General features: G+C 36.1%; 17 protein-coding genes and 3 tRNA genes. 12 read left to right on the forward strand and 8 right to left on the reverse strand.

Annotated elements, in window-relative coordinates; genetic code table 11:
- From BM253_RS01540 to BM253_RS01550, 3 genes are read right to left on the reverse strand one after another with little or no spacing between them, the layout of a single operon-like run.
- Positions 1-3144, reverse strand: a complete 3144-nt coding sequence (locus BM253_RS01540) for an efflux RND transporter permease subunit (protein WP_091517930.1) — start codon at positions 3142-3144, stop codon at positions 1-3.
- A gap of 11 nt (positions 3145-3155) precedes the next feature.
- On the reverse strand, positions 3156-4310 hold the full coding sequence (locus tag BM253_RS01545; RefSeq protein ID WP_091517934.1) for an efflux RND transporter periplasmic adaptor subunit: 1155 nt from the start codon (positions 4308-4310) through the stop codon (positions 3156-3158).
- Positions 4300-4782, reverse strand: a complete 483-nt coding sequence (locus BM253_RS01550; protein WP_091517937.1) for a hypothetical protein — start codon at positions 4780-4782, stop codon at positions 4300-4302. Before BM253_RS01550 ends, BM253_RS01545 begins: the two co-directional genes overlap by 11 nt.
- A 237-nt stretch (positions 4783-5019) precedes the next feature.
- Here BM253_RS01550 and BM253_RS01555 point away from each other — a divergent pair.
- The 3 genes from BM253_RS01555 (at position 5020) to BM253_RS01565 (ending at position 5312) form a co-directional block, all read left to right on the forward strand.
- A tRNA-Gly gene (locus tag BM253_RS01555) sits at positions 5020-5092 on the forward strand.
- Positions 5093-5129: 37 nt separating this feature from the next.
- Positions 5130-5202 (forward strand) — tRNA-Gly (locus BM253_RS01560).
- Between the two features lie 37 nt (positions 5203-5239).
- Positions 5240-5312 (forward strand) — tRNA-Gly (locus BM253_RS01565).
- A 37-nt stretch (positions 5313-5349) separates the two neighbouring features.
- On the opposite strand, the gene BM253_RS01570 is transcribed toward BM253_RS01565, so the two are convergent.
- The 3 genes from BM253_RS01570 to BM253_RS01580 all read right to left on the reverse strand — a co-directional run bounded on the left by BM253_RS01570 (position 5350) and on the right by BM253_RS01580 (position 9283).
- Positions 5350-6273, reverse strand: a complete 924-nt coding sequence (locus BM253_RS01570; RefSeq protein ID WP_143095563.1) for a hypothetical protein — start codon at positions 6271-6273, stop codon at positions 5350-5352.
- Positions 6274-6358: 85 nt separating this feature from the next.
- On the reverse strand, positions 6359-6799 hold the full coding sequence (mscL, locus tag BM253_RS01575; RefSeq protein WP_091517943.1) for a large conductance mechanosensitive channel protein MscL: 441 nt from the start codon (positions 6797-6799) through the stop codon (positions 6359-6361).
- 57 nt (positions 6800-6856) lie between these two features.
- Positions 6857-9283, reverse strand: coding sequence for a bifunctional UDP-N-acetylmuramoyl-tripeptide:D-alanyl-D-alanine ligase/alanine racemase (locus tag BM253_RS01580; protein WP_091517946.1), 2427 nt, complete (start codon positions 9281-9283; stop codon positions 6857-6859).
- Between the two features lie 109 nt (positions 9284-9392).
- On the opposite strand from BM253_RS01580, the gene BM253_RS01585 reads away from it, so the two are divergent.
- The 3 genes from BM253_RS01585 to dnaG all read left to right on the forward strand — a co-directional run bounded on the left by BM253_RS01585 (position 9393) and on the right by dnaG (position 13759).
- Positions 9393-10193, forward strand: coding sequence for a sulfite exporter TauE/SafE family protein (locus BM253_RS01585; RefSeq protein ID WP_091517950.1), 801 nt, complete (start codon positions 9393-9395; stop codon positions 10191-10193).
- 76 nt (positions 10194-10269) lie between these two features.
- Positions 10270-11679 (forward strand): MBL fold metallo-hydrolase, encoded by a 1410-nt coding sequence (locus tag BM253_RS01590; protein ID WP_091517955.1) that lies wholly within the window; start codon positions 10270-10272, stop codon positions 11677-11679.
- A gap of 109 nt (positions 11680-11788) precedes the next feature.
- Positions 11789-13759 carry a DNA primase gene (gene dnaG, locus BM253_RS01595; RefSeq protein ID WP_091517958.1) on the forward strand — a complete coding sequence of 657 codons (1971 nt, stop codon included), beginning with the start codon at positions 11789-11791 and terminating at the stop codon, positions 13757-13759.
- Between the two features lie 125 nt (positions 13760-13884).
- Here the strand turns inward: dnaG and nadE are convergent, their stop codons facing one another.
- Entirely contained in the window at positions 13885-14691 is an 807-nt protein-coding gene (gene nadE / locus BM253_RS01600; protein WP_091517961.1) for an NAD(+) synthase, read from the reverse strand.
- A 60-nt stretch (positions 14692-14751) separates the two neighbouring features.
- On the opposite strand from nadE, the gene gldB reads away from it, so the two are divergent.
- From gldB to rpe, 4 genes are all read left to right on the forward strand, one after another.
- Positions 14752-15711 (forward strand): gliding motility lipoprotein GldB, encoded by a 960-nt coding sequence (gene gldB, locus BM253_RS01605; RefSeq protein ID WP_091517965.1) that lies wholly within the window; start codon positions 14752-14754, stop codon positions 15709-15711.
- Positions 15711-16046 carry a gliding motility protein GldC gene (gene gldC / locus BM253_RS01610; protein ID WP_091517969.1) on the forward strand — a complete coding sequence of 112 codons (336 nt, stop codon included), beginning with the start codon at positions 15711-15713 and terminating at the stop codon, positions 16044-16046. Before gldB ends, gldC begins: the two co-directional genes overlap by 1 nt.
- 16 nt (positions 16047-16062) lie before the next feature.
- Positions 16063-16350 (forward strand): hypothetical protein, encoded by a 288-nt coding sequence (locus tag BM253_RS01615; protein ID WP_091517973.1) that lies wholly within the window; start codon positions 16063-16065, stop codon positions 16348-16350.
- Positions 16351-16430: 80 nt separating this feature from the next.
- Positions 16431-17093: a ribulose-phosphate 3-epimerase gene (rpe, locus tag BM253_RS01620; RefSeq protein ID WP_091517977.1), complete on the forward strand. Its 663-nt coding sequence runs from the start codon at positions 16431-16433 to the stop codon at positions 17091-17093.
- A gap of 13 nt (positions 17094-17106) precedes the next feature.
- Here rpe and BM253_RS01625 read toward each other — a convergent pair whose 3' ends face one another.
- Positions 17107-18993: a TonB-dependent receptor plug domain-containing protein gene (locus BM253_RS01625; RefSeq protein WP_091517980.1), complete on the reverse strand. Its 1887-nt coding sequence runs from the start codon at positions 18991-18993 to the stop codon at positions 17107-17109.
- 77 nt (positions 18994-19070) lie between these two features.
- On the opposite strand from BM253_RS01625, the gene BM253_RS01630 reads away from it, so the two are divergent.
- A complete protein-coding gene (locus BM253_RS01630; protein WP_091517984.1) occupies positions 19071-20558 on the forward strand; it encodes an aminotransferase-like domain-containing protein in 1488 nt (495 codons plus the stop codon).
- A 79-nt stretch (positions 20559-20637) separates the two neighbouring features.
- A complete protein-coding gene (locus BM253_RS01635) occupies positions 20638-21915 on the forward strand; it encodes a DUF4026 domain-containing protein (protein ID WP_091517987.1) in 1278 nt (425 codons plus the stop codon).
- Positions 21916-21922 lie beyond the last annotated feature (7 nt).

The following is a 21922-nucleotide window of genomic DNA, read 5'->3' on the forward strand; positions in this document are numbered from 1 at the left end:
TTATTCTTGAATTGCTTTTTGATCGAATTTTACTGGTTTGATTTTTTCTTGCAATGCTTGGAAAATCACAAACAATACAGGAATTACAAACACTCCTAAAATGGTTCCAATTAACAAACCAAACGCTGCACCCGTACCAATTGATCGGTTACCAATATATCCAACACCACCTGCGAAAACCAATGGCATCAACCCTAAAATAAAGGCGAACGATGTCATTAAGATTGGGCGTAAACGTGCTTTAGCTCCATCAATAGCCGCTTGTACAATGGTTTCGCCGTGTTTTCTTCGCTGTAAAGCAAACTCCACAATTAAAATGGCATTCTTGGCGAGCAGTCCCACGAGCATGACCAGTGCAATTTGGAAATAGATGTTGTTTTCTAACCCGGCTACTTTTTGCGATAAGAATGCTCCCATAATACCTGTTGGTAATGATAAAATTACCGCGAATGGCAACATGTAACTTTCATACTGTGCTGCTAAAATGAAATAAACAAACACGATACACAAAGCAAAAATTAAAATGGTTTGCGAACCTGCATTGATTTCTTCACGTGTTAAACCGGTAAAGTCAACTCCGTAATTTGCAGATAACTTTTGTTCGGCAACTTCTTGAACGGCTTTAATAGCATCACCCGAAGAATAGCCCGGTTTTGGTGCGCCCGACACGTTTGCCGATGTAAATAAGTTGAAACGGTTAACAGATTGTGGTCCGTACACTTTTTCTAACGTTACAAACTGACTTAATGGTGCCATTGCTCCTGTTGTTGTACGAACGAACATTCCGTTTAGGCTTGAAATATTTTTACGATCGCCCGGTAAAGACTGTAACATTACGCGGTATTGTTTACCAAAACGTGTAAAATCACTCACGTAATTACCACCAATGTATCCTTGCAATGCAGAAAAAATGTTACTTACCGACACTCCCGATTGTTTTGCACGAACAATATCTAACTTAATTTCGTACTGCGCATAATTGGTGTTAAACGGTGTTTGCGCATACATAATTTCCGGGCGTTGCATTAAGGCTGCAATATATTCTTGTGTGGTTTTATCGAAATCTTTTAAGTTTCCGCCCGATTTATCTAACAGTTTCAACTCAAATCCACCCGACATACCAAAACCTGGAATACTTGGTGGTTGAAAGAAAATCATTTTAGCTTCGGGGAAATTTTTACCGGCTAAACCAAAAAGTTGCCCAATAGCTGCATCGGTAGATTTTTCTTCTGTTTTACGATCTTTAAACGGTTGCATTTTTATCAACATAAAACCGTAGTTAGATCCTGAACCTGAAATAATGCTTCGACCCGAAATAACGGTTACCGATTCTACCCCAGGAATTTTTTCGGCTTGTTTAGAAAATTCTTTTTCTAATTTATACACACGGTCAACCGATGCCCCTGCAGGTAATTCTACGTTACCCATGATAAATCCACGGTCTTCATTAGGTACAAAACCTGCGGGCATTGTTTTATTTGCTAAATAAGTTCCGCCCAAACAAGCAACTAATATAATAAACGTTACCCATTTGTGTTTAAATAAAAAGCCGAACGATTTACCATATTTATTAGTCATGGCGTTGAACGAGTTGTTAAACGCATCGAAAAAGCGTTGAACAAAATTGCGTTTTTTACCATGCGCATCATCATGTTGTTTTAAGAACAAAGCACATAGCGCCGGACTTAAAGTTAATGCGTTTAGTGCCGATATGGCAATTGCAACAATTAACGTTACTCCAAACTGTTTATAGAAAACACCGGTTGGTCCGGTAATAAATGTTACAGGAATAAAAACGGCACACATTACCAACGTTATGGAAACAATAGCACCCGATATTTCGCTCATGGCATTATTTGTTGCCGTGGTAGAATCTTGCCCGGTTTCTTCCATTTTTGCGTGTACAGCTTCTACAACCACAATGGCATCATCTACCACAATACCTATGGCGAGTACTAATGCAAAAAGTGTTAAAAGGTTTAAAGAGAAACCGAATAGATTTAAGAAAAAGAACGTTCCTATAACCGATACAGGTACCGCAATTAATGGTACTAAAGTTGATCTAAAATCTTGTAAAAAGATATAAACCACAATAAATACCAAAATAAAAGCTTCAATTAAAGTGGTAACAACTTTATCTATCGATGCGTCTAAGAACTCGTTCGAATCTAAGTTAATTCTGTACTTAATTCCTTCGGGCAAGTTCTTTTCAATAACACTCAATTCTTTTTTAATGTTGTTGATGATATCTTGCGCATTTGATCCCGGTGTTTGATAAATTGCCATTGCCACCGCAGGATTTCCGTTTAATTCAGAATATCCACCATAAGTTTGCGAACCTAATTCAATTTCGGCAACATCTTGCAAACGCAGCACCTGACCATTGTCTAACGATTTTATAACGATATCGCCATACTGCTCTTCGGTTTTGTATTTACCGCTGTATTTGATAATATATTGGAACGATTCACCTGAATTTTCACCTAACTGACCAGCAGCAGCTTCTAACGATTGTTCGTTAATTGCTGCACTAACATCGGCAGGAACCAAACCGTGCGCCGCCATTTTTGTAGGATTCAACCATATACGCATTGAGTAATTTCTTGCCCCGAAAACCGACGCGTCTCCTACTCCGTTCACCCTTTTAATCTCAGGGATTACGTTAATGTTCATATAGTTTTGAATATACGTAGCATCGTAATTTTTATTTTCTGAATAGAACGATAAAAACATTAACGACGACGTTTGCTGCTTTTGCGTAGTTACACCAGAACGCGTAACCTCTGTTGGTAACAAAGGCGTAGCACGCGATACTCGGTTTTGAACGTTTACGGCAGCAATATCGGGATCGATTCCTTGTTTAAAAACTACCTGAATTGATGCAGAACCATCGTTACTGGCTGTTGATGTGATATAATCCATACCTTCCACACCATTGATCTGCTCTTCAATAGGTACAATAACACTCTCTAACACCGTTTGCGCATTTGCTCCGGGGTACGAAGCTGCTACCTGTACGGTTGGCGGTGCAATATCCGGGTATTGAGTTACGGGTAATACCGTTAACCCCAAAACACCCAGAATTACTATTAAAATAGAAATAACTGTAGATAATACAGGTCTTTCAATAAACGTTTTTAGCATAATAATTTAAATTAAAAAACAGGTTTTACAGCGTTAACAATGGTATCGAAATTTACTTGCTTAGGCTTAATAGCCGTTTTGTTTCTTAAAGATCCAACACCGCTAACCACAATAACATCGCCTTCTTTAATTCCTTGTTTTACAATAATCATGTTGTCTACACGCGCTGTAACATCTACAACTGTTGAAACGGCTGTATCTTTAACCACTTTGTACACATTAATTTTACCTTGTTGCTCGTACGATGCAACTTCTGGTACCACCAAAACATTAGTATACTTTTTAGGTAAGCGAATGGTTCCGCTGTTTCCGTTGCTCAACAATTTATTAGGATTTGTAAAAGCTACGCGGAATTGAACCGTTCCGGTTGCAGCATCAATCTGACCTGATACGGTTTCAATTTTTCCTTTTTCAGAATAAATACTTCCGTCTGCCAATTCTAATTCAACCTGTGGTAAATTTTTGATTTTTTCGTTTAACGAAGTACCTGGTGAACTGTTTAAGAATTGAAAATAGTCTTTCTCGTTCATTGTAAAATACGCGTAAACCGAACTGATATCAGCAATGGTTGTTAATGCCATTTGATCTGCTGGACCAACCAAACTTCCTTTTTTCAAAGGTAACTGACCAACAATTCCGCTTATTGGCGCACGCACAACCGAATAGTCAACATTGGCACTTGCACTACCAAAATTAGCTTTTGCCTGTGCCAACATACTTTTTGCAGATGCCAAGTTTGCCTTCGCTGTTTCTAACTGCACATTGCTTATAATGTTTTTCTGTACCAGTGGAATCAATTTATCAACTTCAACTTGCGCCACATTTACATTTGCCTGCGCAACAGCAATGCCCGATTTTGCCGCACTTGCCGTTTCTGCCAAATTATTAGCTTCCAGCTTAAATAAAGGCTGGCCTTTACTTACTACCTGACCTTCGTGCACATAAACTTCTTGTATATATCCTTGAATTTTTGCACGAACATCGTTATTTATTTTTCCTTGAATGGTTGCCGGAAACAAAGTGTATCCAACCACATCTTTAGTAGTTGCCGCAACCACGTCTAAAGCAGGGGCAGCTGCTTGTGGGGCTTCTTCTTTTTTAGAACAACCTATTGTGGCTGTTCCTATAAGCACCATAAAAAGGGCTTTTAGCGTATTATTCTTCATTTGGTTTAATATGGAGTTTTAGGTTTTTAATTGTTTCTTCTATTGAATTTATTGCATCGTTTAAATGCAAAATGTAAAAATTAAATGCTTCGGGCTTAAAAAGTGTGGTGGCGTTTGTTTTTTTGTATTCGCGAATTTTGGTGTACACTTTTTTCTCTTCAGTTAATCGCTCCTTAACATCTTCCATTCGTTTTAAGAAAAGGTTACGGTTGATTCTGAAATACCTTTTACGCTCGTTTTCTTTTTTGTATTGCTCGATAAAATTCATTTCGATCAATGTATTCAAACTATGTGAAATGGAACTTTTGCTTGATTGAAGTAATTCCAAAAGATCATCAAACGATAGACCGTCTGTGCAATTGTTAAATACAAGCAATGCATAAAGGCGCGCCGTTAGTGGCTGCATTTTATGAAATCGCTCGTAATGTGCAGAGGTTTCTTTAAACAAATCGAGTTCTAATACCTTATGCATGTTAATTTTTTGTGCAAATTTACCTTTAGTTCGGCAATCACCGAACTAAAACTTGTTAATTTTTTATTAAATCTAAATTAAGCAATCACACTGAACACTTAATTATTTGATTGATTTAACGTTACGCTAAAATCATTATTAATTCCACAAAAAACATCAAAAAAAATTTGTATGAACTATTTTTTTATAGCTATATTTGCAAACACAAAATCAAACGGAGATTTAAAAATCGTAAATGCGGAAGTAGCTCAGTTGGTAGAGCGTCAGCCTTCCAAGCTGAATGTCGCGAGTTCGACCCTCGTCTTCCGCTCTTGGAAAAATCAATCGAAGATTTAAAAATCGTACATGCGGAAGTAGCTCAGTTGGTAGAGCGTCAGCCTTCCAAGCTGAATGTCGCGAGTTCGACCCTCGTCTTCCGCTCTTGGAAAATCAATCGAAGATTTAAAAATCGTAAAATGCGGAAGTAGCTCAGTTGGTAGAGCGTCAGCCTTCCAAGCTGAATGTCGCGAGTTCGACCCTCGTCTTCCGCTCTTGGGAACAAAAACCTCATCAAATGATGAGGTTTTTTTATTCTACAAATTTTAATTCTAAAATTTCCTGATATTTTTTTGGTAACAGAAAGCGTTTCTTTTCAAAATCTATTCTAAACGAATATTTTTTATCGGTTTCTCTATTAGTTATAATAATCCAATCGGTTTTGCCGTAAATAATATGATTTCGATACTTCCCTTTTATTTGAAACGGTTTTTTAAATTCATCTGACGTAAATGTGGTGTAGCCGTCTTTAAAACTTTCTGTGAAATAACTTGGTGCCACTGCATAATTACTTAAATCTTTATTCTCCATTTTTGTAAATTCACCTGAAATTACTTCAAACATTCTGGACTCATATTCCGTATCAGATGGATATTCTTTTAAAAGCTTAAAGTTTCTATCGTAAACATAAATTGCATCATTTCCGTAAAAAATTGTCAGGTATTCTTCTTTTTGAGTCCTTTTACGGAAAACAAAATCTTTATAAACCTTTTTTGCTTTGATGTCTTTTACTTTCGGAGTTTTAAAATTAGGTTGCACATATACCTCATACAATCCATCATATTTCACTATTAAATCGCTACCATTTCCTATTGCTTCGCGGTATTCTTTATTAAAAGTTATTTTGTTTTTGGTATCTCTTGGAATAAAAATGCTTTTGCCTTCTTTATAAAAATGCATGTAGTAATTACCATTAAAGCGTAATTCTTCTTCGGTAGTTGTATAGCTTTCTTCTTTTCCTGTATTTCGGTCGATAAAAGTATATTCAAGACCATTTAATAAAGTTATTGGGTCGAAATAAAAATTTCGACTGCTGTAAGTTGGTTCGATAAATTCATTTAAGGTCTTTATCTCTACTACACCAAATTTATCGTCGTATTGAAATGCTTCGTATTTTTCCTGAGCCATTGTATACAAACTGCAAAGGCTTAAAAAAAGGATGATTATTTTTTTCATGATATTAATTTTTCTAAATTATAAAACAGAATAACGTATTGTGCCCTTTTAAAAAGCTCAATCTTTTAGGATTGAGCTCTTTTTGTTATTGTTGTTTTCTTAATAAATCGCGAATTTCAGCAAGTAATTGTTCCTGTGTTGGTCCAGCAGGTGCAACAGGCGCGGGTTCTTCTTTACGTTTTAAACGGTTAATACCTTTTACCATTAAAAATACTGCAAAAGCTAACAAAATAAAATTAATAGCCACAGTTATAAAGTTACCGTAAGCAAAAACAACAGCGTTTTCAACTGCTCGTGCATCTGCTAATGCCATACCTTCTTTAATACCACTTGCCGGGTCTTTTAAAACCATGTACATGTTGCTGAAGTCTGGAGATCCAATGATTGCCGAAATCACAGGCATCACAAGGTCTTTTACCACACTATCCACAATTTTACCAAAAGCGCCACCAATGATTACACCAACAGCAAGATCCATTACATTACCTTTTACAGCAAATTCTTTAAATTCTTTTAAAAATCCCATAACAATTTTATTTTTTATTTTACTTGATACGAAAATACAATTTTATGTTAACAAATTTTACTCTTTATAAAAAATTCGTTTCACGCGTTGCGAAATCGACGTCATAACTTCATAAGGAATGGTTTCCCAGATCTTAGCAATTTCGGTAATTCGTAAATCGTTTCCAAACACAATTACCTCATCACCAATCTTTACATCAATATTAGTAGCATCAATCATTAACATATCCATACATATTGTTCCGGCGATAAACGCTTTTTGATTATTTACCAAAACATAACCTTTTCCGTTGCCATAACTTCTACGAATACCGTCGGCATAACCAATAGCAATGGTTGCGATTTTGCTCTTCTTTTCGGCTTTAAATCTACGTCCGTAGCCAACTGTAGCATCTTTTTCAACATCGTTAATCTGTAAAACAACCGTTTTTAAAGTTGCTACATTCTGCAGTTGCGCATCTTCATTAGTATCGTTTCCTACTCCATACAAACCAATTCCCACGCGAACCATATCCATTTGATATTCGCAAAAATTATAAATGCCCGACGTATTTAAAATATGTAAAACCGGATTGATATTTAACTCACTTTTTATATAAGTTGACCATTTTTGAAATGTTTGAATTTGTTGCAATGTAAATTCTCGTTCTTCGGGCATATCGCTTGTTGCCAAATGCGAAAACATACTTGCAACTTCAACCAAATTAGTTTGCTTTAAAAGATTTATCAAACCATCGAAATCTTTTTCAACAAAACCCAAACGGTTCATGCCCGTGTTCAGTTTTAAATGGATTGGGTAATTGTATAAATTCTGATTTTCTGCGATCTGCAAAAAAGTATTCAACTCATCAATATTATAAATTTCGGGCTCTAAATTATAAGCAATCATGGTAGAAAAGGCTGAATTTTCAGGGTTCATTACTACAATAGGAATTTTAATTCCGGCTTTTCGCAGTTCCACGCCTTCATCTGCAAACGCAACACCCAAATAAGAAACTTGATGATGCGCCAGTAATTTTGCAATTTCGTAACTGCCGTTTCCGTATCCAAAAGCCTTCACCATGACCATAACTTTTGTGGTTGGTTTTAGTTTTGATTTATAGAAGTTGAGGTTGTGACTAATGGCATCTAAATTGATTTCAAGAACGGTTTCATGCGTTTTCTCTTCTAATTCGGCAACAATTTTTTCGAACTGAAAACTGCGCGATCCTTTAATTAAAATAGTCTCACTACGGAAAGATCTCAAATTAAAATCGTTCAGAAAAGTTTCGGTATCAGGATAACTTTGAAACTGTGGAACATTTGTTAAGTGCGTTCCGATTTTATTTCCAATGCCAATTACACGCGTTACATGATTTTGATTTAGAAGTTGAGCCACTTTTTGATACAACACTTCGGGTGTAAAGCCGCTTTGAAAAATATCTGATAAAATAACGGTTTTTTGCTGATGCGTTTTTTGCTGTTCCAGGAAATCCAGCGCAATTTTTAACGACTGGTAATCGCTGCTGTAACTATCGTCAATCAACAAACAATCGTTCATTCCTTTTTTAACCTGCAAACGCATTTGTACGGTTTGCAATTGCGGAATTGCTTCTACTATATATTTTGTATCAATTTTTAAAAACAATAAAGTTGTAATACAGGTTGCAATGTTTTCTACCGAAGCCAAATCGGTAAAAGGCAGATCGACAGAAAATTCGGTATTTTCAAAGTTTACTTTTAAAACAGTATCGATCTTTTTAAACTGAACATTGGCAGTTTGGTTGAAACTCCACGTGAACCATTTTACTTTTTCGGATTTGCTTGCTGCAATTAAATCGGTCTTTTCGCTGATTAGAACATTAGCATTTTTAAAAAGCTTAATTTTTTCTTGTAATTTTTCTTCTTTGGTAGAAAATCCTTCGTTATGTGCCGGACCTATATTGGTTAAAATGCCTATAGTTGGCTGAATTACTTCTTCCAAAAAATCCATTTCGTTGGGTTGCGATATTCCTGCTTCAAAAATTCCCAGATTATGTTCGTCGTTAATCGCAATAACCGAAAGCGGCACACCAACTTGCGAATTGTAACTTTTCGGACTTTTAATAATGTTGTAAAAAGGCAAAAGCAACTGGTTTAACCACTCTTTTACAATGGTTTTTCCGTTGCTGCCTGTAATTCCAATAACCGGAAACGTATATTTTTTTCTGTAAAATGCCACAAAACGCTGTAAAGCCCGTAATGTATCATCAACCTTAAAAACAATAGCATCCGATGGTAACGAAACATTTTGCGAAACCACAAAGTAACGCACGCCTTTTGCATATAAATCGTTTAAAAAATCATGTGCATTGTGATTGTTTCCTTTTAAAGTAAAAAACAGCGTGTTTTCGGTATTTCGCAACGATCGGGAATCAATCGAAATATCTAAAACATTCAGTTCTTTTTTCGTTACGGGAGTAATAGTCTTTAAAACGTCACTTAAAACGCTTGTTTCAATTTTCATAATCGGCAAAATATACCCAAAGGTAACAAGATATTTTATGAAAAATCACTGAAATTTTAGCTTTGTTAAGCAATGATATTATCGTAATTTGCAAGGTCTTAAATTATATATGCACGACATACATTTTTATATCGGGTTGATACTTGCCTTGTTTATCGGGGTAACATTGGGGTTGATTGGCAGTGGCGGATCAATCTTAACGGTGCCTATTTTGGTGTATGTTGTAGGTATTGATCCTTTAATTGCAACGGCTTACTCGCTTTTTATTGTGGGCAGTACATCGGCTGTCGGCAGTGTTAAAAACACGATTGATAAAAATGTAAACTTTAAAATAGTACTGCTTTTTGGCATTCCATCATTATTGGCAGTATTCTTTACAAGGTCGCAATTATTACCTTTATTGCCCGATGCCTTTACGCTGAGCAACAACGTAAGTATTTCAAAATCGAAATTGATCATGATTATTTTTGCAATCGTAATGTTTGCGGCATCATCAAAAATGATCAAAAAACCACGGCAGAAAAATCTTGCATCGAATCAAATAGTAACATCGGCAACGCCACTAATCACACAAGGCTTACTGATTGGGACCGTTTCCGGATTGGTTGGTGCAGGCGGCGGATTTTTAATCATTCCGGTTTTGGTATTTTTTGCCAATTTACCCATGAAACAGGCAATAGGAACATCGTTAACTATTATCGCCATTCAATGTTTAATAGGTTTTACGGGTGATTTAACGCAACATTCCATTGACTGGGTTTTGGTATTATCATTTTCGGCTATATCGATATTGGGATTATTTATAGGAAATCGACTGTCAAAAAGAATTATCGACGGAAATTTACGCATAATTTTCGGCTGGTTTATACTAATCATGTCGCTGTATATTATGTTTAAAGAACTGTTTTAATACGGTATGACAAGTGTCATATTCAACAACAAAGAAATTAGTACTTTTGCAATTAAGAATGTTTATCATTTAAATTATGAAGATAGAACAAATTTATACCGGATGTTTGGCTCAAGGGGCTTATTATATTGAAAGTGAGGGCGAAGTTGCCATTATTGATCCTTTAAGAGAAGTTCAACAATATATTGATAAAGCACAAGCAAACAACGCAACCATAAAATATATTTTCGAAACACATTTTCATGCCGATTTTGTAAGTGGGCACGTAACACTTTCGCAAAAAACAGGTGCACCAATTATTTACGGACCAACTGCTGAACCTACTTTTAATGCACACATTGCAACCGATGGCGAAGCATTTAAAATTGGCAAGCTAACCATTATTGCGTTGCACACTCCGGGGCACACAATGGAAAGCACCACCTATTTGTTGCGCGATGAAAACGGAAAAGACCATGCTATTTTTAGTGGCGATACCTTGTTTTTGGGCGATGTGGGCAGACCCGATTTGGCGCAAAAAGCAGCAAGCATGACACAAGAACAGTTGGCTGCAACCTTATTTCACAGCTTACGCACCAAAATTATGCCGTTGGCAGATGAGGTGATTGTGTATCCGGCGCATGGTGCAGGATCTGCTTGTGGCAAAAATTTAAGTAAGGAAACGGTAGGAACTTTGGGCGAGCAAAAACGCACCAATTACGCATTGCGTGTTGATATGACCGAAGCTGAATTTGTTAAAGAAGTGACTGATGGATTATTACCGCCGCCGATTTATTTCCCTGAAAATGTTCGATTGAACAAAAACGGATATGAAGCTATTGATACCATTATAGAAAAAAACAAGGCGTTTACACCAGCAGAATTTAAACAGGCTGCAGACGATGCATTGATTTTAGATGTGCGCGATGCCGATAGTTTTGGAAAAGCACATATACCTAACGCTATTTTTATTGGGATCGATGGTGGATTTGCTCCTTGGGTTGGATCGTTGATTACCGATATTAACCAACCAATTGTTTTGGTAACTCCAGAAGGTCGTGAGCAGGAAACCATTACGCGTTTAGCTCGAGTTGGTTACGATAATACCTTGGGATATTTAGCAGGCGGAATGCAATCTTGGATTGATGCCGGTTTAGAAACCGCTTCTATTGGCAGAATTACAGCAAATGAATTGGAAACATTAATGAACAATGGCGAAGAATCGGTTATTGATGTTCGTAAACCAGGCGAATACAGTTCAGCTCATATTGCTAATGTACCAAACCTTCCATTAGATTTTATTAACGACCATGTTGCCGATTTTCCATCGCAGAAAACAACCTACTTGCATTGCGCAGGTGGTTACCGATCTATGATCGCAGCATCTATTTTAAAAGCACGCGGTTTTCATAATATGATTGATGTAATTGGTGGTTTCGGCAAAATTAAAGAAACCAACTTACCAATTGTAACTCAAGAATGTGAAAGCAGTTGTAGTACGAAATAACGAATATTTATATAACTTATAAACCCCGACAGAGTTTAGAACTCTGTCGGGGTTTTACAATTTAGTAAAACTTTATTTAACTAAATTGTCAAACTCTTATATTTGCAGTATGATTAAAAAAGAAACTATAGACGCAATTTTTGAGGCAACCCGTGTGGAAGAAGTCATTGGCGACTTTGTGCAGCTTAAAAAAGCGGGCAGTAATTACAAAGGATTAAGTCCGTTTGTGAACGAAAAATCGCCGTCGTTTATGGTTTCGCCTGCCAAGCAAATCTGGAAAGATTTCTCGTCGGGAAAAGGCGGTAATGCCATTAGCTTTATTATGGAACACGAACATTTTTCATACCCCGAAGCGTTGCGTTACCTTGCCAATAAGTATCAGATCGAAATTGAAGAAACTGAACAAACCGATTTAGAAAAACAAGCCTTAAACGAACGCGAAAGTTTGTTTGTAGTTTCAGAATTCGCCAAAAAATACTTTCACGACGTGTTGCTAAAAACCGATGAAGGTTTGGCAATTGGTCATTCGTACTTTAAAGAACGTGGCTTTACCGAAGAAACCATTAAAAAGTTTCAACTGGGTTATTCGCCCGATCAATGGGATGCTTTTACAAACGAAGCTTTAGTGAAAGGTTATAAATTAGAATTCCTCGAAAAAACCGGACTCACGATTGTAAAAGACGATAAAAAATTCGATCGTTTTAAAGGGCGCGTCATGTTTCCTATTGAAAGTATGAGTGGTCGTGTGTTGGGATTTGGCGGACGAATTTTAACCAACGATAAAAAAGCAGCGAAATATCTGAATTCGCCCGAAAGCGACATCTACCATAAAAGCAAGGTTTTGTACGGAATTTTCCATGCAAAACAAGAAATTGCATCTAAAGACAACTGTTATTTGGTAGAAGGTTATACCGATGTGATTCAGATGTATCAGGCAGGAATTAAAAACGTGGTGGCTTCGTCTGGAACGGCTTTAACGCCCGATCAAATCCGCTTGATTAACCGATTAACCAAAAATATTACGGTTTTGTTTGATGGCGATGCTGCCGGAATGCGTGCATCGTTACGTGGTATTGATCTGATTTTGGAAGCCGGAATGAACGTGCGTGTTTGTACGTTTCCCGATGGCGATGATCCCGATAGTTTTGCACGAAAAACTCCAATTGATGAACTGCAAAACTATTTAAAAGAAAACGCTACCGATTTTATTCGATTTAAAGCGAATTTATTGATGAAGGATGCAGGAAACGATCCTATTAAAAAAGCCGATGTAATTCGCGATATCGTAGTTTCAATTTCTAAAGTGCCCGATCATATCCAGCGCGAAGTTTATGTGCAGGAATGTGCATCTATCATGGATATTTCAGAAGATGTTTTGTTTAGTACTTTGGCGCAGATCGGTAAAAAAGAACTGCAGGAGGCAAACAAAAAATTCGTTCAAGATAAAAAAATGGAAGTTGTAAAAGCAACTCCCGAAGAAACGAAAGAAAAAGTTGATTCAATTTCTGAACTTGAATATAAAATAATAGAGATCTTATTACTTTATGGAAATAATGAGGAGTTATTTGAAGAGTATCAATTCAAAATTGAAAATGAAAAAGTTGACTCAGAAAAGATTCGTGTAAAGCGTAAGGTTTTTGAAAAAGTGTTTTTGAGTTTGCAGGAAGATGAAATTGAAATGAGTAATCCTAAATTCAAATCAATTTTTAATAGCATTGCAGAATTTTACATTCAACACCAAAATTGGAATTTAGAAACATATCTTAAAACTATTAATCCTCAAAATGCGGAAGATGTTACATCAATTATTATGAATGACGAACGTCATAACTTACATAATTGGGAAAAGCAGAATATTATAGTAAAAACAAAAGATATGTCAATTGATCAATTAGTATCTGAAACTATTTTAACTTATAGAAATGTTTTAGTTTTTCAGTTAGTTAAAGATATACAGCAAAAAGCTTTAACTAATATGAATATTACTCACTCTAATCTTTTGGAAGAAATTAGAGATTATAATATCTTAAAAAATTTATTAAACAAACTACTTGGAAGAGTAACCTCTAATTATTTTTAAAGTATTCAGCCTGTAACGAATTAGGAAGATTAATGTAAAGGTTTAGTTGATTTTAACTTAAATAACTCTAAACAGAGTTTGAAACTCTATTAGATTTTTATTTTTTTTCTAAAAAAAACTTCAACCTAAAACTTTACCTCATCAGGAATTTCACAAACTGGAATCGGGTTCATTTTATGTTGATTGATTGTATGTAAACGTTTATAAATCTTAAAAACTTCTAATTCTCGCCCCATAAAATCAGCTTCGGTTTTGCCTGCATCAAAAGCTTTCATGGCAAACTCTAACTCATCATAATTTGCTCCTAATTGATCTTCGTCTGATCTGTCATCACCAAACAAACCATCGGTAGGTTTTGCCTTGATAATATTCTGGGTAATTCCTAAATAAGCTGCTAACGTTCGAACTTCAGACTTCATTAAATCTGCAATCGGACTTAAATCAACACCGCCATCGCCGTATTTCGTAAAAAATCCAACCCCGAAATCTTCCACTTTATTACCTGTTCCTGCTACCAAAAAACCGTTGATTCCTGCAAAATAATACAAAGTTGTCATGCGTAAGCGTGCGCGCGTATTTGCCAATGTTAAGTTTAAAACCGGTAAATTATCAACTTTTGGCAACGCATTTGCCATTAAATCAAACGTAGCGGTTAAATCGGCAACGGTATTTGTTACGTTTTTGTAAGTATCTTTTAAAAACTGAATGTGTTCCTGACCACGTGAAACCTGACTTGGTGCCTGATGTATCGGCATTTCAATACACAACGTAGGCAAACCGGTTTTTGCACATAAGTCAGAAACCAAAGCAGAATCAATTCCACCCGAAATTCCCACCACAAAACCTTTTACTTTAGCGTTTTCGGCATAGGTTTTTAGCCAGTTAACAATGTGGTTTACTATTTTTTCAGAATTTATCTTTTTATCTTCCATTGCAAATTTTTGATTAACTATATTTGTGATTTAAAATTATAAAATCTATCGCTTTTTACGATGAAAAACACGTTTTATTTACTGCTTTGTTCGATATTTTTTGTAGCATGCCAAAAAGAAAATGCTGTAAACAAAGAGGTTTTAAATATTCCTGTTGAAGCACAAATCGATCGTTTTGATCAGGAATTCATGCAAACATCTCCGGAAAATTTCAGTGCGTTGAAACAAAAATATCCTTTGTTGTTAAGCGAAAATGTACCTGATTCGGTTTGGTTCAACAAAAAAAATGATACCTTATTTAACGAATTGTACAGCGAAACGCAAAAGCAGTTCAAAGATATATCTGCCTTAAAAGAAGAGCTAACATTACTTTTCAAACATATAAAATATTACTATCCTAACGAAAATCCGGGCAAGGTAATCACTGTTTTGTCTGAAGTTGACATTACCAGCCGTGCTATTTACACCGATTCTGTTTCGATTATTTCGTTGGATACGTACTTGGGCAAAAACCATAAATTTTATGTAGATTTTGACTCGTACACTTTAGGCGATTTTGAACCAAACAGAATTGTTGTTGATTTGGCAGGGAATTTTGCTTTACAGAAAGTTCCGCAACCGCAAGATCGTCAGTTTTTAAGCCAAATGATTTACTGGGGAAAAATTATGTATATGAAAGAACTATTGTTGCCGGAAGTTAGCGATGCGTTAAAAATAAATTATACCGAAGACCAGTTAAAATGGATTGAAGCTAACGAAACACAGGTTTGGAAAAATTTTGTTGAAAACAAATATCTGTATGATAATGATCCTAAATTAGTTGCGCGTTTTATTCAACGTGCGCCGTTTTCTAAATTTTATTTGGAACTGGATCAAGAGTCGCCAGGAAGCGTTGGTGTTTACATAGGTTGGCAAATTGTGCGTTCGTACATGAAAAATAATAACGTAACTTTGCAGGAACTAACATTAAAAGATGCTAAAACTATTTTTGAGCAATCTAAATACAAACCTAAAAAGTAATGGCTAACAACACATCTACAATTAAAATAAACGTATCGGTTGACGAAAATAAAGTTCCTGATGATATTAGATGGACAGCAACCGACGGCGGTATAGAAAACGAACAAGCAAAGGCAATGTTGCTATCAATTTGGGACAGTAAAGTGCAGGAAACACTACGAATTGATTTATGGACGAAAGAAATGCCGGTTGACGAAATGAAGGTGTTTTTTCACCAGACTTTAGTGGCAATGGCTGATACCTTTGAACGTGCTACCGATGATAAAAAAATGAGCGATACTATGCGCGATTTTTGTGCTTATTTTGCCGAAAAATTAGAACTTCACAAAAAGTAAGATCCATAAAGCAATTATGAAGAATCCGCCTTTTAAAATGAAACTTTCGCAGATTGTTTTCATTATAAGCGTATTTACAACTATTTACTGGCTGGTTGCGTTTAACACAAACGTTTACCGTTATGCATTTACAGGAGCCATTTTCGATATGACTTCTTTCTTGCTTATGATTAGTTTATATGTGTTGCCTGTTTTAATAATTGCATTGATTTTACGTTTAAAACAAAGAACTCCTATATTACATTACGTTAGTTTAGGACTTCTTTTAATACTATTGATTTTAATATTTGCTGTTTATCAGTAATTATTTTTAGTTTTTTTTATAAAATACTTCAATTTTCGGGTAAAAATAACTTTGTATCTTTGCACAAACAACACACAACAATGAAAAATACATTAATTGCGCCTTCGGTTCTTGCAGCCGATTTTGCAAACTTACAACGCGATGTTGAAATGATTAACAACAGCGCTGCCGACTGGTTTCATATTGATATTATGGACGGCGTTTTTGTCCCAAACATCTCTTTTGGAATGCCGGTTTTGGCTGCCATTAACAAACACGCAAAAAAAACGATCGATGTACATTTAATGATTGTTGATCCTGATCGATACATTGAAACTTTTAAGAATTTGGGTGCCGATATTTTAACGGTTCATTACGAAGCTTGCACACATTTACACCGCTCGTTACAAGCCATTAAAGCTGCGGGAATGAAAGCAGGTGTTGCCATTAATCCGCACACAAATGTTGCTTTGTTAGAGGATGTAATCAACGATATTGATTTGGTTTGTATTATGAGTGTGAATCCTGGTTTTGGCGGACAATCATTCATTGAAAACACGTATAAAAAAGTACAACAGCTTAAAGAAATTATTGTTAGAAACAATGCTACAACTTTAATTGAAATTGATGGTGGTGTTACCGATAAAAACGCTGCCAATTTAGTAAAAGCAGGTGCCGATGTTTTAGTTGCCGGCAGTTTTGTGTTTACTGCACAAGATCCGATAGCAACGATAGAGAATTTAAAGAAAATTACTTCTATATAACAAAAAAGACTTCCTATTCGGAAGTCTTTTTTAAATTTAAACGGTAGTTTACACCCAGCTGTATCCAGCGACTTGGCATAGGTACAGCGGCAACTTCTTTATACGTACTGTTGAATATATTGGTTGCTTGTGTATAAATTTGGAACGATGGAAACTGATACATCAATCGTAAATCTGATACAAAATAACCATCGTTTAATTCACGTTTTAAATATCGGTTTTGAAACTGAATTCCAAAATCATTTATCGTGTAGTTAATTCCTGCAATTGCCTGATGTTTCAAACTTTCAATAGTATATTTTGAAATGATTTCGCTTGCAGCATCTTGTTTTTTCGGACTTAAATATTGATAGCTTAACGAATAGCCTAATTTTTGATTCACTGCAATTTGAATATCCTGATTGTATCGAACATTCAACCCTCGCATTACTTGGTTACCTAAATTTTGCGGTTGGTATGGAACATCGGTAGAAACCCTTGTCCAATCAATAAAATCAGAAATATTCCGCTCAAAAACACTCGCAGCAAATCGTTTGTTTTGTTTGGTATAATTCACTCCAACTTCGTACTGCCAAGCGGCTTCGGGTTTTAAATCGGGGTTACCAATATTCCCGGGTCTTTGATTTACATATAAATCGGTAAACGATGGAATACGCTGACTACTACCAATACTTGCCTGAACTTTCCAATCGTTATTCAAAAGATAAGCCACATCGACACCCGGATACCACTGAAAACCGTAATCCGTATTATAATTCCAGTAAGCTCCAACATTCACAAGCAATTTTTCGAAAAAAGTATTTTTATATTCTGCAAACCAACCATGATTTTTACGGTCGTGCTCACCAAGATTAGAGCTGTTAATATCTTCCAAACGCATTTCGTATCCTACACCGAAATCTCCGATAGTTGATGTATAAACACCGTTCAATTCAAACATAAATGCATTAGAATAATGTAACGAACGCGCTCTGCTTAAATCGTTACGGTAAAAACGGTAATCGTCTTCGTTGTAGCGGTTGCTAATACGTGGTTTAATGATCAAATTATCAGTAATTCGGTGATTGCTGCCAACACTCAACATTAAAGTCTGTACAATTTCGTACGATTCCTTATCATGCGGAGCTGCATAATATCCGTTAGCTCCAAATTCGTTATCCAAGTAACCACCCATCCAATTTACCGAATTATTATCGTTCAAGAGAACATTTCCCTGATACATGGTTTTCAAGTTTTTTGCCGCCGTGTTATAACGTTGCCCGTTGGTTTCCTCTTTGCTAATACTAACCAAATGATTCACTTTTCCTGTGTTGATACCTGCCGTTGCTTGTAAACCGCCGCCTGCATACATTCCGCTACCATCACCCGCGTCTTTATTTTTAAACGAGCTTCCGCCATACGCATGCAGTTGTAAAAAGTTGTTAGTCTGCGTTTTTGTAACGATATTTATAGCACCGGTTAAAGCATTGATTCCATAAATACGCGCAGCCGGACCTTTTAAAACTTCGATTCGTTCAATAGCTTCCAAAGGAATTGGCAGGTTCATAGAGTGATGTGCCGTTTGTGCATCGCCCATTTTAACGCCGTTCCACAATACCATTGTTTGTTCGAACGATCCACCGTCGATACTGATATCTGCCTGCGAACCAAACGGACCTCGCTGACGAATATCAACTCCGCTAACATAAGCCAACACTTCGTTTATCGACGAAACCGGTAGTTTTTTGATATCTTCTTTTGTTATAACCTGAATATTTCGTGTTGATTGCTGAAAAGGTATCTGCATACGGTTTTCATAAATAATCAGCTCATCTAATTCGGCTATTGAATCATTTACAACCTGCGCTTTTCCAACAAAAGGAACAACAAGCAAAGCCAACAAAACGTATTTGTTTTTCATTTTAAAATTGATTTTTTAATAAAACAGTGCAAAAGTCGTAACTTGCCGGACGATTTAAATAGTCCACTTTTAAAACAATGAATAGTCCGGCTGAAGATATTTTGCAGAATATTATCTCGATTGATAAAAACAACACCACCGCAGTTTATGTACAAATTGCGCAACATATTATTAATGCGGTTCAGCGCGGATATTTTTCGGTGGGAACTTTATTACCCGGAACTAGAAGTTTAAGCAATTTACTTAAGATCCACAGAAATACTGCGGTTGCTGTTTACGATGAATTGGCATCGCAAGGTTGGGTAGAGATTGTTCCGAATAAAGGAACTTTTGTTTTAAATCCGATCAGACAAAAACCGATTGTTGGCAATTTTAATGAACTGAAAAACGAAGAATATCCAACCAAAACAGGTTTTAATTTTTACGAAAGTGTGCATTTGGCATCGCCTTATGAAAAAGTTGAAACCACTTATACCTTTAACGACGGACAAACCGACATTCGCCTGCATACCGACAAACAATACAATCGCTGGTACAATGCGGCTTTAAAACGTACATCGATCATTAAAAAATGGAATACTTTTTTGTTTGATCAATCATCGTTTTTAAACACGCAATTGTGCAATTATTTAAACGCCACCCGCAACTTACATATTGCACCTAAAAATTTACTAACCACCCGCAGTACCGAAATGAATCTGTATTTGGTAGCGCAACTTTTGTTAAAACCCAACGATGTGGTTTTGGTAGGAACTTTAAGTAATTTTGCCGTCAACATGATTTTTCATCAGGCAAAAGCCAATATAAAAACCATTCCTGTTGATGAAAACGGACTGGATGTTTCGTTCATTAAAAAAAACTTCACAAAAAACAGTGTTCGCTGTGTGTATTGCACGCCGCAACGCCACTACCCTACCACCAGCAGTTTAAGTGCCCAACGCAGATTACAGTTGGTGCAGTTGGCTAAAGAATATGGTTTTGCAATTATTGAAGACGATTTTGATTTCGATTTTCAGTTTGATGCCACGCCCATGCCGCCCATGGCAAGTGCCGATACCAACGGACTGATTATTTATCTTGGGAAAGTTGGTCAGGCGTTGTTTCCGGCTTTTGAAACAGGTTTTATTGTGGCGCCCGTAAACTTAATTACCGAAGTTAAAAATTATTACCGAATGATTGATCCGCAGGGCGATTTAATTAAAGAACAAATTTTGGCAGAAGTAATTCACGAAGGCGAAATGCACCGCCAGGTTAAAAAGAAAATCTTACTGTACAAAGCTCGGCGCGATGCTATGTGTTCTGCTTTAAAAAACACTTTCGGCGATTTAATCAGTTTTAATAAACCCAATGGTGGTCTGGCTTTGTTTATTCAATTTAATAAACCTATTTCGCTCGTAAAATTATCAGAACAAATTTCAAAATACAATGTTACGTTGCCAAAACACCTGTTATATCAAACCAAAAATATGTGTGGAATTCGGTTGGGATTTGGTCATTTGAATATTGATGAAATCAATCATACCATTGAAATGCTTAAAAAAGCTTATGATGATTTAGATCCATAAGTAAAATAAATTCATCTTAAATTAACTTCTTATTTCTTTACAAAAATCTGTATCTTTAAAATAACTAATTAAAATTGATATGGGTTTATATGAGCAAATTGCAGAAGAAGGACTGCGTTTAGCATCAGAAATGGGTGTTTTTGGGAGAAATAATTCAACAGATTTCACATATAATTATTTTCAGAACCAGCTAAAACAAGTGAAAGACTTTGAAGTTATGAGTTTTGAAGAAGTTGGAGTTGATACGGAAAATCCTTCCTTAAAAAAACAATTCCTTTTAAACATTATCTACAAACAGTTGCCGTACGATATTAATTTGTTTGTGGTTGAAAGCAATGTTTTAGATTTGGACAATTACGCCCGCATTAATTATATCGATGAAAACGATGTGCAGCTGGCAAAATTAGAATCGTTTTATTTGGAATCGTCTATGTATTTTTCCACAAATATTTTAGAAAGTTTTCATTTACAGCTAAAAGTGCTAACCGCGTTAATTCCTAACCCAACCGTTTTGGTCGATTTTATGCCGGCGCGTTTACTATCGGGTCAGTGGGCTGTGTTTTCGTCAAAATTGATCACACCGCCATCGCCACATTACATTTACACCATTCACGGCGTTTTCGATGAAGTTGATGGCGAAAAAGTGTATTGGTTGCACACACATGGATTGCATCGTTGCGGGTCAGTGGAATTGGAAATGATCGATATTAAAAACGGCGTAAACGAACTAAATGGACTGTTAGACGCCATGGTTTCTAAATTTATCTACGAACCGGCTAACGAAAACGAACCTTTTAACATTGGATACATTGGCTACGATTTAAATTTTTCGTGGGTTCGCTGGGAAGAAATGGTGGGGCAATATCCTGCCGAAATTCCAGGCGGTTTGCAGGAACGTTCTCCCGAACAAGAAAATTATGGTCCGTGCGGAATCGTGTATTTATTAGAAAATGACGAACTTTATCCGCCCGATGTGTTGGCTGAAGATTTAAAGGAAAATCCGGTATATTTTATTAAGAACGAAGAAACCGAACGTATGTCTGCATTGGCTTACGAACAGTATCACTATTACAAAAAGGTATTTCAGCAGCATAATGGTGATGAAAATTGGCGTTTTCTTATAAAATTGGGATTACCTATTGATGAAGGCGAAGGAAATGAACATTTGTGGTTTGATGTAACCGATATTAATGACGATGATACAATGAATGTAATTTTACTGAATCAGCCATATCAGATCGAAAAATACAACCAGAACGATGCGTTGGTTTTACCAATTGAACATTTAACAGACTGGCTAATTTACGGACCAGAAAAGAATTATACACCCGATAGTATTTACGAATTATTTACTTAATAAGTGT

It is taken from the genome of Paenimyroides ummariense (genome assembly GCF_900115115.1).
Taxonomy (GTDB): Bacteria; Bacteroidota; Bacteroidia; order Flavobacteriales; family Flavobacteriaceae; genus Flavobacterium; species Flavobacterium ummariense.